The following is a 16944-nucleotide window of genomic DNA, read 5'->3' as shown; positions in this document are numbered from 1 at the left end:
CGACAAGCCGGTGCTCCGACCATGAGTGCGGCGGCTCCCAAGGGGATCATCATCGCCGCGCCGCGCTCAGGGGCCGGCAAGACGACCATCACGCTCGGGCTGCTGCGCGCCTTTGCCGAACGCGGCACGGCCGTGCAGCCCTTCAAATGCGGCCCCGACTACATCGATCTGGCGTTTCACAGCATCGCGGCGCGTCGGACGAGCTACAATCTCGACGGTTGGGCGATGTCGGCGCTGCAGCTGCGAGGGCTTGTGTCTGCCGCCGCCGCCGGTGCCGAGATCGCCGTCGTCGAGGGCGTCATGGGCCTGTTCGATGGTGCGCCGCAGCCCGGCCGCGCGGGCAGGGGCTCGGCCGCGGATCTGGCCGCGCTGCTGGACTGGCCGGTGGTGCTCGTGCTCGATGTCAGCGGGCAGACCGAGACGGCCGCGGCGGTCGCGCTCGGCTGTGCGCGGTTTCGGGACGACGTCCAGATCGCCGGTGTGATCCTCAATCGGGTCGCGAGCGAACGGCATCGCGCGCTCATCGCGCCGGCGTTTGCGCAACTCGGAATCAGGGTGCTCGGCGCGATCATGCGTGATGCGCAATTGACATTGCCGGAACGGCATCTCGGCCTGGTCCAGGTCCAGGAGCTCACCACGATCGAGCCTCATCTCGACCGGCTCGCGGCATGTCTCGCCAGGTCGGTCGACCTCGATGCCGTGCGCGCGCTTGCGCAACCCGCACGCCTCCCTGTCGATGCGGCGCAGACATCCGGCCTGGGCATCAGGCCGCCGGGGCAGCGCATTGCCTTGGCGTCTGATGCCGCCTTCTCGTTCAACTATCCGCATCTGTTGCGGCACTGGCGCGCCGAGGGCGCGGAGATCGTGCCGTTCTCGCCGCTGAACGACGAGGCTCCGGACCCCACCGCCGATGCGGTCTGGCTGCCGGGCGGCTATCCCGAACTGCATGCCGGCCGATTGGCGTCGGCGGCGGTGGTCCGCGACGGACTGCGCGATCTGGCCGCGCGCGGGGTGCCAATCCACGGCGAATGCGGTGGCTATATGATGCTGGGGGTCGGGCTGGAAGATGCCGAGGGCGCGCGGCACGCGATGGCCGGACTGCTGTCGCTGGAGACCTCGTTCGCCAGGCGGCGCCTGCACCTCGGCTATCGCCGTGCAACCTTGCTGGCCGATTGCAGCCTCGGTCGGACTGGAGACGAGGTCCACGGTCACGAGTTCCACTACGCGACGATTCTGAGCGGAACGGACGCTCCGCTGATCGATTGCCGTGATGCGTCGGGCCAGGTGACGGCAGAACGCGGTGCCCGGCGCGGCTCTGTGACCGGATCGTTCCTGCACGTCCTGAGTGGAGCGGCGCCATGAGCCCTGCAAAGCATCCTCCGCAATTCGATGCGTCCTTCAAGGCTCTGTTCGCCGATCTCGTGCGCTGGCGCCGCGATGTGCGCCGCTTTCGGACCGATCCCGTGCCCCCGGATTTGATCGAGCGGCTGCTGACCCTGGCCGCCTACGCGCCCTCGGTGGGATTCTGCCAGCCCTGGCGGTTTGTCCTGGTTGAAACGGCAGAGCGGCGTGCGGCGATTGTCGAAAACTTCAGACAGAGCAATCAGGCCGCGCTGGCGGGATATGATGGCGAGCGACGCGCGCTCTATGCCCGCCTGAAGCTGGAGGGGCTCACGCTCGCTCCCGTGCATCTCGCTGTTTGTGCCGATGAAGGGACTGCGATGGGTCACCGTCTCGGCCGCGCCACGATGCCGGAGACGCTGCGTTACTCGGTGGTGGCGGCGGTCCAGACCTTCTGGCTTGCGGCCCGGGCCGAAGGGCTCGGCGTCGGCTGGGTGTCGATCCTCGACCCCGCCGCGGTCTGTCGAGAACTCGACCTGCCGTCCGACTGGACTCTGGTTGCTTATCTCTGCATCGGCTGGCCGCAAGAGGAACATGACGATCCCGAGTTGGAGCGTCACGGCTGGGAGACCCGGCTGGACCAGACAGCGATTCAGCCGCTCAGACGGTAGAGCTTGAGCAGGAAGAGCGGAAACCGCGTTCCGAAACGATCAAGCTCAAACCAATAAACAGGATCACGAGGCCATCGCCAGCGCCGGTGCCTCCACCGTGGCCGGCTCAGCGGCCTGGGCGGTGGTGCCCGCCAGTTGGAAGCGCATGCCGTGCAGGGTGATCGTGAGGGGGATGCCGCGGAAATCGTCGTGGAAGGCGCGGACGCGGCGCATCATCTCGGTGGGATCGATATCGGCGGGCATGTCGCACATCCGCGCATACATCTGCCTGTTGCTCTTGATGCCGCTCCAAGCGATCGGGAGAACCGGTAACGGCCCAGCGTGGCACGCGAGATCGCGCGACATGCGCCAGAACAGATAGGCTGTCCGCACGAACGTCATCTGCTCCAGGCCGCGGACATCGACCCCGTTCGGTATGTCGAAGGTTTCGGTTCCGATGATCGCGCCGCAATCGACGCGGGGCTCCATCACATGGGCAGTGGCGCCGAAGCTCTCGGCGCCGTCATACATCGCAAAATGGGCTGGCGCCCAACCGGCGTAGTTCGGCGGCCCCGGATGAAAATTGTAGGCGCCGTGACCGACAGCCGCCAGAATCTCGGAAGGCACGATCTCGCCGGTGGTGAACGCGATCAGGCGAGACCTGCCGAGCACATTCTGTTCGATGGCTTCGAGTTCCGGCAAGCTGACCGCGCCGCGGAACGCCAGTGCGGGATTATGCGCCCTGAGCAGTTCGGAGAGCGCGAGCTGCTGATCGCGGCTGCCGGTCAGCAGAATGATGGTATCGAACATGATCTGTCCTCGTTGCAGTCAGCGGCGATAGGTCTCGACATTGTCCGGCCTGCGGCCTGCCTCGGTCGCCGCGATGGTCCGGAACAGGTTCTCCGGCAAGTGCTGCCCGGGAACGACCTCGAAGACCATGTTGTCGGCGAGGAAAGCGGCTTCGCGGGCGATGCGGACCTCCGGCTGCCACGAACACAGCGAGAGCTCGAGCCGTCCGAAGCCGCCGCAATCCGCGACGAAGGCGCGGGTCACCGCATCAATGCTGTCGGCCGTCTCGCGGGCACTGCGGCCGTCGACCTCGCGCAGAATGACGGTGACCGCTTTGTCGGAGTTGGCACCGGAGCGGACGACGAGCAGGGCGTCTGACGCACCGACACGGCCGGCGCGCCTGGCGGGGCGGACCATCGTCGCGAAATCCGGATCAGGACCGAGATCGCCGCTGGTCGGTTTCAGGTTGTGAACGACGACAGCGCTTCGAGCCGCCAATTGACCCGCGACGGCATGATAGGACCGCGGCAGCCACACGGTATCCAGCGCAATCTGCGAGGTGACGGCACTCCAGGCCTGATCAATGAGATAACCGTCCCAGACATCGGGAAACGTGCGAGCTAGCTCAGACCACGTCCTCAGCATCGTCTCGGCCGCTTTTGAGCGGCCGAAATACAGCGTGCGCGCCGACATCTCCCAGCCGTTCCACTTGTGGACGGCAAAATCGCAGCCCGTCAGCTCAGGCAGATCCGGGACGGCCTGCAACAACACGTCGGGCTCGACGAACAGGAGCGGCTGCTTGTGCCGCTGCCACATGCGCGTGACGAAGTCCGCCCTGTCGGCGGCTGTCAGGCGATCGCCGCAGCCGCTATCGATGGCTTCAATCTCGAAGGTGAGGCCGAGCCGCTCGAGCGAGCGTCTGAGGTGATAGATGTGCAAGTCGCCGATGGTCCTGGCGTGACAGGACGCGACGCGCAGCGCATCGGGTCTGTGCGCTCCTACCGGCGCCGGCCGGCCGAGCCCGCCCCACCACAATTCGTGTGGACCATCCGCCGATGCGCCAACGGTGCCGAACTCGGTCAGTTTCGATTTGAGGAAGTCGAATGCGGGATTTTCCCCGAGCGGGATTACGACTGCGTCATGGGACGTCAAGCTGCCGACCAGCAGTTCGGCTCCGGCACCCGTCGGCGGATCGAGCACGAGGATGGTGCGGCCGCCGCCTTCAGACAGGCGATCCCACCGGACCAGCGGACCGAATGTGCGAGCCACCCAGCGCAGACGGCGAGTCTGGTGTTCGCCGAGCCAGACTCCGTCGGCGCGCAAGGCCTGCGTCGGGTCGTCGTGAATGGCGCTCGATGCTGGTCGCGTCATGCAGGTCCTCCTGGACAGTTGAACGGACCAAGGCCGCAGATCAGGCGCATCGATCGCGCATGTGGTCGTGCTGTTTTCTGATGTGGGTGTGATGGAAGCGAGAACACGGCAAACGTGTTGTTCGTTTCGTAATGTTGCCAGATGTCACTGCTGTTTGATCATCCACGCGCGCTGAGTGCCGCGGAATGAAACGCGGTCCATTGAGCTGATCGCCCGGAGCAGAACAGTTAGTTGAAAATGGAGAGTCCGTGCGGGCATACGAGCCTGATTGTTCGCTTCTTCGGCGCCTGTGCGAGTGATCGCGAGCGTCGATCGAAACATCCAGAAACAGACGTTCCTGCCGTTGAAACTGATAGAAACAGACGCGCGCGCATCTAGTGCGTTCGACACGTTGTGTCGACCGCCCTGCATTCCTTGATGTCGGCTACTACAACGTTCGAGTTAGTCGGATCAGGCGCATGAATTCGCAAAAAGTCATCGTGCGATTCAAAAAACGCGTCAGTGGCAACTGACAGAGTCAAAAAATACGGTAGCTTCGCTGAAGATGATTCGGAAAAAATTGCCGGGCGCCGGATACGCTCGGTGACGATTTCCGGCTCTCGCGTCACTGCCATGTTGATGTACCGCGGTGCGCTCCTACGAACGCTGTGTGTTTGCGTTGTGCCTGCATCTTCAGCTGAATTCGTCCTCGGAATGAATCCCTGCCATGCCGACCTGCGGCTTCTCTTCATCCATGATCGTGCCTCGCGTGATCCGCGGAGGGCAGAATTTGCCCGGCGCTAGGCAAAATACTCCAGCTAAGCGTTTGAAAAACAACAAAAATAATCCGCCTGCTTATTACGGTCTGGGCGTTCAAGGATTGGAAGCCGTGTGCGAGACGCGGTTTCGGCATTGCGGGTTGGAGATTGGGAAATGAACTACGCGCTGGACGTCTGTGCCCCGACTGATGGCGTGTCCTTGAACGCGCCGGCGTCGCCGGATGTCGCCGAGGTGCCGTGGAGCGAATCGGCCAGCACCGTTCCGGATTGTCCGTCCGGCGACGCTCCGGTGTTCGACGAAGACAGGGAACTGCTCGATCGTCTCGCGACGGGAGACGAGATGGCGTTCCGCCTGCTGGTCGAGCGTCATATCGACCGCGCCTATGCCATTGCCCTGCGGATCGTCGGCAACGCCGCGGATGCCGAGGACGTGGTGCAGGACACGATGCTCAAGGTCTGGACCCATCGCGGACGTTGGCAGCATGGGCGGGCCAAGTTCTCGACCTGGCTCTATCGCGTGGTCAGCAACCGCTGCATCGACCTCCGGCGCAAGCCGCGGACCGAGAATGTCGATGTCGTGCCGGAGGTCGCGGACGGCAAGCCTGACGCGGCGAGCGTGATTGAACGAGCCGAGATGAGCGATCTGCTGGAGACTGCGATGCGTCGGCTTCCGGAGCAGCAGCGCCTCGCGGTGATCCTGTCGTACCACGAGAACATGAGCAATGGTGAGATCGCCGAGGTGATGGACACCACGGTGTCTGCGGTGGAGTCGCTGCTGAAGCGGGGCCGCCAGCAATTGCGTGACATGCTGCGGCGGCACGAACGCGACATCTGCGGCGCTTTCACCGATTGCTAACCATAGAGTTCTGACCAGAAAGAATTCCCGCCTGAAACACGCAGGCGCTTCCGTTTGATCGATCAGACGGGGCTGATCCGCACCGTCAGTCCTTCCACGATCCGGCCCGTTCTGCCGATCACTCAGGAGTCTTCACCGTGCCCGCCATTTCAACCAACATCGCCGCCAATTCGGCCGTCCGCTATCTGAACATCAACTCCAATCAGGAGACGAGCTCGCTCTCCAAGCTGTCGAGCGGTTCGCGCATCACCTCGGCTTCCGACGACGCTGCCGGCCTCGCCATTTCGACGCGCATTTCCTCGGACATCACTACGCTGCAGCAGGCGGCCACCAACGCCGCGCAGGCCACCTCGATCCTGCAGACCGCCGACGGCGGCGCCTCCAACATCAGCGACATTCTCGCCCGCATGAAGTCGCTGGCCTCGGAGTCGGCCTCGGGCACGACGGTGGGCACCAGCCGCACCTATATCCAGTCGGAATTCTCGCAGCTGATCAGCGAAATCTCGTCGATCGCGACGGGGACGCGCTATAGCGGCCAGAGCCTGCTCGACGGCACCAGCACCTTCTCCGCCGGCGTCTCGGTGCTGGTCGGTTCGTCCGCCACCGACACCATCGACATCAAGCTGTCGGATCTCACGGCGAGCACGCTTGGCGTCTCCTCGCTCGACGTCAGCACCCAGACCGGTGCGACCGCGGCGCTCACGACGCTCGACACTGCGATCGACACCGTGTCGAAGGCCCGCGCGGATATCGGTGCGCAGGAGTCGCGCTTCAACTTCTCGGCCGATTCGATTTCGACGCAGACGCAGAACCTGCAATCCGCCAACTCCGCGATCAAGGACGTGGACATTGCCTCGGAGCAGGCGAAGCTGTCCTCGGCGCAGGTGAAGACCCAGGCTGCGGTGTCGGCCGAAGCCGCGGCAAACCAGATCCCGCAGTACCTTCTGAAGCTGCTGGGCTGAGCCATGTTCTGCCGGGCCGGCGCGACGCCGGCCCGGCCTCTCCCTCGGAGGATGTCGACGAATGACGGTGAGCAGCGCGACCTCAAGCACGGGCAGCACGACGTCGTCGTCTTCCTCCTCGTCGACGACGAGTTCGAGCAGTTCGCTCACAACGTCGGGAACGAGCACCACGAGCACGATCGACTGGAGTGCTCTGATCGAATCCGCCGTCAACGCCAAGCTCACCCAGGCGACGCAGATCTCGACCAAGATCACGTCGAACGAGGCGAAGATCACGGCCTATCAGACGCTGCAGACCGCGTTGAAGACGCTGTCTTCGGGCTTGTCGTCGCTGGCCACCTCGATGGTGAACTCGCTCGCGACCAACGCCTTCGCGACCCGGGCGGCCACGATCAGCGCGACGGGCGACGTCAGCGCGTCGTCGGCCCTCTCGATGTCGGTGAACAATGGTGCGGCGACCGGCAGCCACACCCTGACCATCAGCCAGATCGCCACCGCGCACAAGGTGGCCGGAACGACGCAGTCGAGCCAGACCACGGCGCTCGGCTATTCCGGCACGTTCTCGCTTGGCCTGTCAGGCGGCACCACCGCCGACATCACGGTCACGAGCGACATGTCGCTGCAGGACGTCGTCGACGCGGTCAATGCCCAGACCTCAACGACGAATGTCGAGGCGTCCATTGTTCAGGTCGAGAGCGGGTCATACGAGCTGGTGCTGACCGGCACGGAAGATGCCGCCGATATCACTTATTCCAGCTCGTCCGGCGACGACATCCTCAACAAGCTCGGGGTGACCGACAGCTCCGGCGCTTTCGCCACCGTGCTGCAGACCGCCCAGGCGGCGAAGTTCACGCTCGACGGAATCAGCCTGACCCGCAACACCAACGACATTACCGATGTTCTCAGCGGCGTCACCTTCGATCTTCTGCAGGCGACGCCGTCCGGGACCACGCTGAACATCAGCATCGGCACCGACACCAGTCAGATCTCAACAGCGCTGCAAACGTTCGTCACCAACTATAACGCCTTCCGTGATGCCGTGATCGCGCAGCAGACGACGAATTCGGATGGTACGGCGGCCTCGAGCGCGGTGTTGTTCGGCGACGGCACCATGCGCGATATCATGAACACGCTCCAGGATGTGCTGGGAACCTCGGTCGGCGGTCTGACGATGGCGGATCTCGGCCTGTCTTTCAACGAGAAGAATGAGCTTGAACTCGACACAGGCACGCTGTCGACAATCCTCAGCACCAATCTGAGCGGTGTAACCACATTGCTGTCGGCCCAGACCAAGACGTCGTCGAGCCAACTCAGCGTCGTGAATACCGGAACGTCGCCGCAATCCTTCACGCTGGATCTCACGGTGGATTCGTCGGGCAATCTCACGGCGGCCTCGGTCGGCGGCGACAGCTCCCTGTTCACCGTCAGCGGCAACACGATCGTCGGCAATTCCGGGACGGCCTATGCGGGCATGGCCTTCACCTATACCGGCTCGACCTCGCAGTCGATCACGGTAACCTCCACCCAGGGGCTGGCGACCCAGATCTACCAGATTGCGAAGACGGCTTCGTCAACCACCGGATCACTGCAGACGCTGATCGATAATCTGACGTCCCGGGACGAGACGCTGCAGGCCAAGGTCGATGACATCAAGAGCGCGGCTGCGACGTATCAGACGCAGCTCACGGCGCAATACGCCAAGTATCAGGCGGCCATCGAGAGCGCCAACAACACGCTGACCTATCTGAAAGCCCTTCTCAACGCGAGTTCGAGTAACTGATGACCCAGAATCCGATGGCACATTTGGCCACTCAGGCCTATCGCGGCGCGGCCGTCACGGTTCCCCCGGTGCGCGCGGTCATCATGCTTCTCAACGGGACGGTGACGTACCTCCAGAAATGTCTTCAGGCCCAGGAGGCGCGGCGTTTCGAGGAGGGGCATGCACATCTGACGCGTGCCACCGCGATCCTGCGTGGGTTGAGCCTGCATCTGGACCCGGCACGCGGCGGCGCGGTCGCAGAACGTCTGTTCGAGACCTACAACGCGCTGATCGTTGCCGCCCTGCGCGCCTACGGTCGGCCGGGGATGCGCGAGAACTTCCTGCGCATCATGGCGGGAGTGACGGAGCTGCGCGAGTCCTGGGAGGCGGTCGACGTGAGGGGGCGGGTGGGATCGCGGGCAGGCGATTCGCCGAGGCGAGGGTGAGCGTCGCGAATCAGTTGCGTTGCACTGCGGGACATATTCCGAAATCGAGGGAAACAGGAGCTCTCCGGCTCGGATTGGTGGTATCGGATGCAAACCTGCGCTGCATAGGACGCCTGGGAAATACGGAAATCGAGCTGCATCGCGAGGCCGCTTTGTCGCGGTCCGGCAATATCAATTTCGTCCGGCTGCAGAATGGTTTATGACGATCTCAGACACGCTGGATCGGGCGGACGATGGACGTCAGGGAATTCGAGGATCTGATCGACCGCCTGGGAGAGGACATCTCCCAATGGCCTGATGCGCCGCGCCGCGCTGCGGCTGATCTGCTTGCTGCATCGCCTGATGCAGCCCGGCTGCTGTCGGAAGCGCGCCTGATCCGCCAAGCCCTGTCGTCAGCCCCGGTCCGCGCGCCCTCTGGTCTTGCTGATCGTATCGTTGCGGCTGCCGGCCGCCTGGCGGCGGAAGAGGCGACCGCGTCGCCTGCGGATGTCCATCAGCCGGGGTGAGCCGCCCCGGTCCGCAAGCTCGGATCGAGCGCTGAGTTGCCTGCCGGCGTTTACGCCCCGGTGCAATCGCCCCGCATCATAAATCCAGCTTTCCATCGGATCGTGCGGAAGACGTGCGCCGCTGCCGGCGTAGGTGTTCGCCGTCGCGTTTGTTCGGCGGTGCCTGAGCCTGTCTGCGAACATGATCGCAGGCCTTGTCCGCTGTCGATCACGGGCGGCGATCCGACCGGTCTCTCTCGCCGGCCGATCAGGTCCCGTCCGCCGCGTCGCTGCACCCGGCGCTTTTTGCCGCCCTTGCACAACTGAGCGGCGGCAAATTCTGCCGTGAGATCAAATAATTCCCTCTCATTTTGCGCGCCTGAATTCGGCACGACGGCCGTTTGATCTGCAGACGCCCCGACGACGATCGGGCGTGAGCTGTGTCCCACCGCGCCGAGCGGTGAGAGCCGGAGTTCTATCATGACCGTTTCTGCGGCGAGTTCGTCTGCAACGACCACCTCATCGACCTCATCAACGAGCGACTCGTCTCGGACGACGTTGAGCTCCAGCGACTTCCTCCAACTGCTCGTGAGCGAGCTGCAGAACCAGGATCCGCTGAATGCAACGAGCGTGACCGACTTCGTCAACCAGATGACGTCTTATGCCAACTACACGTCACAGCAGTCGCTCAATACTAGCATGAACTCCCTGGCCAGCTCGTTTTCGAGCCTGGTGACGCTGAACTCCGTCAACTACATCGGTCACACCGTCGAGGCAAAGACGGACACCGCCGTTCTTTCCAGCGGCTCCGCCACCTTCGGCTACTCGCTGTCCTCGGCCGCATCGAACGTCTCGCTCTCGATCAAGGACTCCTCCGGAAACACGGTGTGGACCGGGACGGGGACCGGAAACAAAGGGTCGAACTCGATCACCTGGGACGGCACCGATTCTCAAGGCAACCAGCTGAGCGACGGCGGCCAATACACGATCTCCGTCACCGCAACCGACTCGGCTGGCAATTCGGTCCTCAACTACACGACGATCACCGGCACGGTGACCGGCATCGATACCTCGACCAGCACGCCGTCGCTCACCGTCGGTGGCGTTCCGGTCAGTGCGAGCAACATCATCGGCGTCACCTCCTGACGTGTCATTCGGAGTAAAATCATGAGTCTCTCTGGAGCCCTGTCCTCGGCCATCTCGGCGCTGAACGCGCAGAGCTCGTCGCTAGCCATGATCAGCGACAACATCTCCAACGCCGACACGACCGGCTACAAGACGACGTCGGGCCTGTTCGAGCAGCTTGTGACCGCCTCGAGCAACTCGAAGGCCTATTCCTCCGGTGGCGTGTCTGTCTCCAGCCGAACAAATATCACTCAGCAGGGACTCCTGGCTACCACCACGAACGCGACCGACGTCGCAATTCAGGGCTCCGGCTTCTTCGTCGCCACTGACTCCACCTCGGCCGGCGGCGAGACTTTCTATACACGTAATGGCGCCTTCACCACCGACAATGCCGGCTATCTGGAGAACAACGGCTATTATCTCGAAGGCTGGCGGACCGATGCAAGCGGCAATGTCGTCGGCAGCGGCCTTGAGCCGGTCAACACCAAGGTGGCGTTGACCAATGGCGGAGCGACCACCAAGACCTCGCTCGCAGCCAACCTGCCGGCCGATGCGGCCAACGGGGACACTTTCAGCAGCTCGATGACGGTGTACGACTCGCTGGGGCAATCACATACGCTCAACGTCACCTGGACCAAGGGGACAACGGCGAATGAATGGACCGCCAGCTTCGCGCCAGCCACGGCATCCGATGGCACGGTCACCAGCGGCACCTATACGATCGATTTCAATTCCGACGGTTCGCTCAGCACCGTCTCCTCAACCAATCTCGGCATCACCTGGAACAACGGCGCGGCGGCGAGCTCGGTCGCGCTCAGCTTTGGGACCACCGGGGGCGGTACCGACGGTCTGACCCAGCTGTCGTCCGGTAGCACAACCCCCAGCGTGTCCAACTTTAGCGCCAATTCCGACGGCATATCCTTCGGTACGCTGAGCAGCATTTCGGTCGGCAAGAACGGCCTCGTCGAGGCGACTTATTCCAACGGCCAGACTGTTCCGATCTACAAGATCGCGGTGGCGACGTTCGCCGATCCGGACGGTCTCGTTGCGCATTCGAGCGGCATGTACACGTCTACTGCGACGTCGGGAAATGCGACCTTGCAGGCGTCGGGCGAGAACGGGGCAGGGACCATCTATGGTAGCGAACTGGAATCCAGCACGACGGACACGACCGGTCAGTTCAGCAACATGATCTCGGCTCAGCAGGCCTATTCGGCCGCCTCGCAGGTGATCTCGGCCGTCAACAAGATGTACGACACCCTGATCTCGTCGATGAGGTGAGCATGGCCGACGTGAAGAGGGAGCGGCTCGGCGAGGGCGAGGCGCTGTTGAAGAAGCTGCGGCGGCTGAAGCTGCGCGCGGCTGCGGCTGGCAAGGATGACCGCGCTCAGCTTCTGGCGCTGATGGACGATATCGAGGCGATCCGACGCAAGCTGTTGCGCGAATGCGCGCAGCTCGAGGAAGAGTTCCGGATCGCCGCGGTCCGCGTCACCGCACTGAACACCTACGCGCGCGTCGCTCAGGCGAGCCGACGTCCGCCGCGTGAGCATTGAGATTGGAGCGACAGCATGAAACAGAAGGTTGAGGTCCACCAAATGGCCGCAAGCGAGGACGAGGTACGGGCCTTGATTGCGCTGATCGACGAATTGATCGCGGTCGTTGCGGAGGAGAATGTCGAGCTCGCGAAGGGACTGCCCGCGTCGCGATCGAAGCAGCTCGACGACAAGAACAGGCTGGCCGGCATCTTCGAACAAAGGGTGGCCGAGTGCGCGGCGCGGACCGCTGCGCTCGACGTGAAGGACCGTGTGCTGCGCGAGCAGCTCCTGGAGCACATTCTCAACCTGCGCTTTGCGATGGACGAGAACCTCGTTCGTCTGCGCGCCGCCATCGAGGCGAGCAACAGGCGCATCGAGGCCGTCATGCAGGCGATCCGCGAGCAGATCGCGAACGTGTCGCCCTACGGCGCGAGTGGACGGCGTACGGTGCGCGCGACGTCCTGCGGAACCAACGTCAGAGCTTGAAGGCAATTCGAGGGGAAATGGGACGATGTCGCTCGATATAGCCCGCCTTGTCGCCTTTAGCGGCATCTCCGCCACGGAGCTGCAGATCAGCGTGGCGTCGTCGAACATCTCGAATGCCGACACCAAGGGGTACACGGAAAAGTCCGCCAACCAGGTCGCGACTGTTACCGGCGGCGTCGGAACCGGCGTTTCGATCACCGGCATATCGAGCAATGTCGACAAGCTGCTGCTGAAATCGCTGATCGGCGCCAATTCGGAGCTCGGTACGGCCGACACGACCAACAGCTATCTGGAGCAGCTGCAGCAGCTGTTCGGCAGCGCGTCGACATCCGGGACCTCAACGACCGGATCGTCGCTGGCGAACGCGTTGGCGTCGCTGGAATCGGCATTGTCGTCGCTGGCGAGTTCGCCGAGCAGCGTGTCGCTGCAATCGGCCGCGGTCAGCGCGCTCGATGATTTCGCCAGCCAGCTGCGCAGCACGTCGAGCGGTGTGCAGAGTCTGCGCGCGAGTTCCGACAAGGACATCGCCTCGTCGGTCAAGAGCGTCAACAATGATCTGCAGCAGATTGCGGATCTGAATGTCCAGATCCGCAAGATGGCGGCGGCCGGGCAGTCGACGGCAGATCTCGAGGACCAGCGCAACTCCGCGCTGCAGGACCTGTCGTCCTATATGAATATCAGCTACTATACCGCCTCGAATGGCGACCTTCAGGTCTATACGTCGTCAGGGCGTGCTCTCGTCGACAGCTCGGCGCATACGCTGAGCTATACCGCGTCCGCGAATGTCTCGGCGTCGTCGAGCTATTCGTCCGGCGGCTTCAGCGGCATCATGGTCGACGGCGTGGATGTCACGTCGCAGATCACGTCCGGCAAGATCGGTGCGTTGATCACGTTGCGCGACCAGACCCTTCCGGCGACACAGACGCAGCTCGATCAGCTCGCCACCGAGCTGAAGTCGGCGTTGAACGCGATCACCAACGGTGCGTCGGCGGTGCCGCCGCCGACCAGCCTGACCGGCTCTGCCAGCGTGAGCAGTACAACCGCGCTGGCCGCGTCCGGAACGGTGCGGATCGCGGTGGCCGACCAGAGCGGGAATCTTGTCTCGTACCAGGACCTTGATCTGTCCTCCTATGCCACCGTGGGCGATCTGGTGACGGCACTCAACGGCATTTCCGGTGTGTCCGCCTCGCTCGATTCGAGCGGACACCTGTCGATCAGCGCGACATCCTCGTCGAACGGCATCGCGATCAACGACATGACGAGCTCGGTCGGCGGGGGCAGTTTCTCTGAGTATTTCGGGATCAATGACCTCGTTACCGGCACAGGCGCCGCCAATTTCGCCGTCAGCAGCAGTATTCTCAGCGGCACCGCCGGATTGCCGACTGGAACCCTCGACAATTCGGCCACACTGACAGCGGGCAGCCAGGTGCTGACGTCCGGCTCGGCGACGATCATCAACGAGCTCTATGACAAGCTGACCGGCTCGACGAGCTTCTCGTCTGCGGGAGGCCTGAGCGCGACCACCGGCTCGTTCGCCGATTATGCCGCAGCGATCGTCGCCAATGTGGCGAGCAAGGCGACCCAGGCGTCTAGCAACTATACTGCCAAATCGACTGCGCAAGCCAGCTATGCGAGCTCGCTGTCGTCGCAGTCGGGCGTGAATATCGACGAGGAGACCGCGCGCGTGAGCTCGCTGCAGAACAAATACGCGGCGGCGTCGCAGCTGATCTCCGTGGTCAACAGCATGTTCTCGTCGCTGCTCACTGCCGTGCAATCGACTTGAGCCGGAGCGTAAAACATGACGATGCGGGTCGCTACATTCGCAAACTCGGACCAGATGATCTCGAGCGCGCTGCGCACGCAGGCCACCATGGCCGATATGCAGGTGCAGGAGGCGTCGGGGCTCAAGACGGAGTATCTGGCCGGATATGGCGCCGATACGCAGCATGTGGTGAATCTGCAGGTGTCGGTTACGCGCGCGCAGTCCTATATCGATGCGGCGACCCTGGCCGACAGCAAAGTGCAGGTGATGTATTCCGCCGTCGGGCAGGTGTCCGACATTGTCAGCCAGCTGCGTTCCGCTCTGAGCGCCGCCAGCTCCGGCAGCAGCACCGGAACCACGTCGGCGATCAGCTCGGCGCAGCAATTGCTGCAGCAGATGGCTGGCATTCTGAACACCCAATATGACGGACAATATCTGTTCGGTGGCGCACGGACGTCGACAGCGGCTGTCGACACCTCGACGTTCGCCTCCGGAGCGGGGTCGCTGACGACTCCGGATACTAGCTATTATAAAGGCGACGACGAGCTTGCTTCCGCTCGGGTCTCCGGAGGCGCGGCCGTGACCTATGGTGTCACGGCCGACAATTCGGCCTTCGAGGAGGTGATGCGGGTGCTGAAATTCGTCGCCAACAGTTCGACCCTGTCGTCTACGGATATCAGCTCGGCGCTGACGCTGGCGGACCAGGCGGTGGACGACGTTGCAACCGTGCAGGCCAAGCTGTCCGATGCCGCCTCTCGGATCGAGAGCGCGAAATCGGAGCAGACCGATTTCAAGAGCTATGCTGAGAGCCTCGCGACGGACCTGACCAGCGTGGACGTGGCCGCGGTGACCGCGCAGCTGTCCACCTATCAGGCCCAGCTCACGGCGTCCTATACCGCCATCTCCAAGATCCAGAGCCTGAACCTGGCAAGCTACCTGCGTTGATCCGGGGAGGTCATGGCGATCCCTGACTGTCTCGTACTCGACCCAGGCTGCACACATATCTGGAACCTGAGCGCCGCCGATTGAAACCATGCCGGCCCCAGGAGGTCTGTTGACGAGCAACGCGTCGGTGGACCTCGCATGGATCAAGCAACTCGGCCTCAAACCGCCGGCCATGGCTTGCGGCCGGTGGTCGGCCGATACCGCTCGGCCAGCCCATTCCGCTCGTTGACGCCGGCCTGGTGCTGGTTGCTATTCTGGGCGTTCTCATCTGGGTGTTTGCCAAGGGGTATTTCCCCTATCTCTGGCGTGAATGGATCACCAGCGTCGACCATAAGCGGATCGAGGTGATGTACATCCTGCTCGCTTTCGTCATGCTGCTGCCCGGCGGCACCGACGCCATCATGATGCGCACGCAGCAGGCCGTCGCTTTCCATTTCGACCGGCACCTGCCGCCGGATCATTACAACCAGATCCGTTCCGCACATGGCACGATCATGATTTTCTTCGTGGCGATGCCGTTCGTCATCGGGCTGATGAATCCGGTCGTGTCGCTCCAGCTCGGTGTCCGCGACGTTGCCTTCCGTCCTCCAACTCGTGTTCAGCATCCGCGACCGGAAGCTTCTGCGCGACACCACCGGCGACCCCTGGGACGGCCGCTCGCTGGAACGGGCGACATCGTCGCCGCCGCCGGTGTTCAATTTCGCGGTGCTGCCGAATGTCACGGGGCAGGATGCGTATTGGCGGATCAAGGAAAACGCCAAAAACCAGCAGCTCCAGACACGCGAAAGGGACGATGAGGACATCGAGCTGCCGAGAAATTCCCCTACCGGCTTTGTCTGCGCCTTCTTCGCAGCGATCATGGGCTTTGCGTTGATCTGGCACATCTGGTGGATGGTGGCGCTTGGTGCAATAGGGGCCTTTGCGACATTCGTCGTGTTCGCCTGGCGCGATCACGACGAATACGTGATTCCGGCAGCTGAGGTTGCCCCGATCGATCGCGGCATCATTGAAGTGCGGCAGGGATTGTCGTGTGCGGCAGGGCGCCTGAGCTGACCGGCAGCGGTGCGGCGGGCCGACCGCTCGCACCGATGCCACCAATTCACGTGATCATGTCACCAACGGTGGTGGGTGCGGATCACGCCATGACCGTGGCCGAAGTGACGGCCGCCATGCCAGCCATGGTGATGACCCCAGCCCGGACCGCGATAGTAACCATAGCTGTGCCGCCACGGCTGCGGGCCATAGGAATAGCCGTAGCTGCGATAGATCCGCCGCGGGGCATAGCCATAGCCGTAGCCGCTGTAGTAGGGCCGATAGCCATAAGCCGGGTAGTAGCCACCATAGGCGTAAGGCGAGCTGGCATAGCCATAGCCGCCATAATAGGGCGCATAGCCGCCGTAATAGCCGGGGGCGGCGATCGCCGATCCGATCACCGCGCCGGCCAGAAGACCCGCGCCGATCGCGGCACCGCCGCCCCAGCCGCCATGCCATCCGCCATAGCGCACCTGGACCGCGTGGGAGCTTTCAGCGCCTGGCTTCACGGCCGCTGACAGCGACGTCAGCGGCGCGGCCGAGGCCGATGGCAGCGTGGACAAAGCGATTGTGCCCGCGATTGCGAGTGTCGCGGTAGCCTTGAAATGGATCATCCTGATGTCTCCCTCTGATGACAGAGTC

General features: G+C 63.3%; 16 protein-coding genes and 1 pseudogene. 14 read left to right on the top strand and 3 right to left on the bottom strand.

Annotated features, from left to right (window positions below):
• Nucleotides 1–21: 21 nt before the first annotated feature.
• A complete protein-coding gene (locus ACVIJ6_RS34450) occupies nucleotides 22–1362 on the top strand; it encodes a cobyrinate a,c-diamide synthase (RefSeq protein WP_456776379.1) in 1341 nt (446 codons plus the stop codon).
• Nucleotides 1359–2012 carry a 5,6-dimethylbenzimidazole synthase gene (gene bluB / locus ACVIJ6_RS34445; RefSeq protein WP_456776378.1) on the top strand — a complete coding sequence of 218 codons (654 nt, stop codon included), beginning with the start codon at nucleotides 1359–1361 and terminating at the stop codon, nucleotides 2010–2012. The genes ACVIJ6_RS34450 and bluB overlap by 4 nt, the downstream gene beginning before the upstream one ends.
• 63 nt (nucleotides 2013–2075) lie before the next feature.
• Here the strand turns inward: bluB and ACVIJ6_RS34440 are convergent, their stop codons facing one another.
• Complete coding sequence (locus tag ACVIJ6_RS34440; protein WP_456776377.1) at nucleotides 2076–2801, bottom strand: formyltransferase family protein; 726 nt, start codon at nucleotides 2799–2801, stop codon at nucleotides 2076–2078.
• 18 nt (nucleotides 2802–2819) lie between these two features.
• The gene (locus ACVIJ6_RS34435) at nucleotides 2820–4151 is read right to left on the bottom strand and encodes a hypothetical protein (protein WP_456776376.1); all 1332 of its coding nucleotides are present in this window, start codon (nucleotides 4149–4151) and stop codon (nucleotides 2820–2822) included.
• 912 nt (nucleotides 4152–5063) lie between these two features.
• Between ACVIJ6_RS34435 and ACVIJ6_RS34430 the strand changes: the two genes are divergently transcribed.
• The 12 genes and pseudogenes from ACVIJ6_RS34430 to ACVIJ6_RS34375 all read left to right on the top strand — a co-directional run bounded on the left by ACVIJ6_RS34430 (nucleotide 5064) and on the right by ACVIJ6_RS34375 (nucleotide 16323).
• Nucleotides 5064–5765 (top strand): RNA polymerase sigma factor, encoded by a 702-nt coding sequence (locus tag ACVIJ6_RS34430; protein ID WP_456776375.1) that lies wholly within the window; start codon nucleotides 5064–5066, stop codon nucleotides 5763–5765.
• Between the two features lie 137 nt (nucleotides 5766–5902).
• Nucleotides 5903–6727, top strand: coding sequence for a flagellin (locus tag ACVIJ6_RS34425; RefSeq protein WP_456776374.1), 825 nt, complete (start codon nucleotides 5903–5905; stop codon nucleotides 6725–6727).
• A 61-nt stretch (nucleotides 6728–6788) separates the two neighbouring features.
• On the top strand, nucleotides 6789–8507 hold the full coding sequence (gene fliD, locus ACVIJ6_RS34420) for a flagellar filament capping protein FliD (protein ID WP_456776373.1): 1719 nt from the start codon (nucleotides 6789–6791) through the stop codon (nucleotides 8505–8507).
• Nucleotides 8507–8932 (top strand): flagellar export chaperone FliS, encoded by a 426-nt coding sequence (locus tag ACVIJ6_RS34415; protein ID WP_456776372.1) that lies wholly within the window; start codon nucleotides 8507–8509, stop codon nucleotides 8930–8932. Before fliD ends, ACVIJ6_RS34415 begins: the two co-directional genes overlap by 1 nt.
• Nucleotides 8933–9165: 233 nt before the next feature.
• Nucleotides 9166–9438, top strand: a complete 273-nt coding sequence (locus ACVIJ6_RS34410) for a hypothetical protein (RefSeq protein ID WP_456776371.1) — start codon at nucleotides 9166–9168, stop codon at nucleotides 9436–9438.
• Nucleotides 9439–9897: 459 nt separating this feature from the next.
• Nucleotides 9898–10563 (top strand): flagellar hook assembly protein FlgD, encoded by a 666-nt coding sequence (locus tag ACVIJ6_RS34405; RefSeq protein WP_456776370.1) that lies wholly within the window; start codon nucleotides 9898–9900, stop codon nucleotides 10561–10563.
• Nucleotides 10564–10584: 21 nt separating this feature from the next.
• Nucleotides 10585–11823, top strand: a complete 1239-nt coding sequence (gene flgE, locus ACVIJ6_RS34400; protein WP_456776369.1) for a flagellar hook protein FlgE — start codon at nucleotides 10585–10587, stop codon at nucleotides 11821–11823.
• A 2-nt stretch (nucleotides 11824–11825) separates the two neighbouring features.
• Nucleotides 11826–12095 (top strand): hypothetical protein, encoded by a 270-nt coding sequence (locus tag ACVIJ6_RS34395; RefSeq protein ID WP_456776368.1) that lies wholly within the window; start codon nucleotides 11826–11828, stop codon nucleotides 12093–12095.
• A gap of 15 nt (nucleotides 12096–12110) precedes the next feature.
• On the top strand, nucleotides 12111–12563 hold the full coding sequence (locus ACVIJ6_RS34390; RefSeq protein WP_456776367.1) for a flagellar protein FlgN: 453 nt from the start codon (nucleotides 12111–12113) through the stop codon (nucleotides 12561–12563).
• Between the two features lie 25 nt (nucleotides 12564–12588).
• A complete protein-coding gene (gene flgK / locus ACVIJ6_RS34385; RefSeq protein WP_456776366.1) occupies nucleotides 12589–14346 on the top strand; it encodes a flagellar hook-associated protein FlgK in 1758 nt (585 codons plus the stop codon).
• A gap of 15 nt (nucleotides 14347–14361) precedes the next feature.
• Nucleotides 14362–15270: a flagellin gene (locus ACVIJ6_RS34380; RefSeq protein WP_456776365.1), complete on the top strand. Its 909-nt coding sequence runs from the start codon at nucleotides 14362–14364 to the stop codon at nucleotides 15268–15270.
• A gap of 197 nt (nucleotides 15271–15467) precedes the next feature.
• Nucleotides 15468–16323: pseudogene (locus ACVIJ6_RS34375) on the top strand (cbb3-type cytochrome c oxidase subunit I).
• A gap of 59 nt (nucleotides 16324–16382) precedes the next feature.
• On the opposite strand, the gene ACVIJ6_RS34370 reads toward ACVIJ6_RS34375, so the two are convergent.
• A complete protein-coding gene (locus tag ACVIJ6_RS34370; protein WP_456776364.1) occupies nucleotides 16383–16916 on the bottom strand; it encodes a hypothetical protein in 534 nt (177 codons plus the stop codon).
• Between the last annotated feature and the right edge of the window lie 28 nt (nucleotides 16917–16944).

It is taken from the genome of Bradyrhizobium sp. USDA 4369 (assembly GCF_054056435.1).
This window is presented reverse-complemented; position numbering and strand designations above follow the sequence as displayed.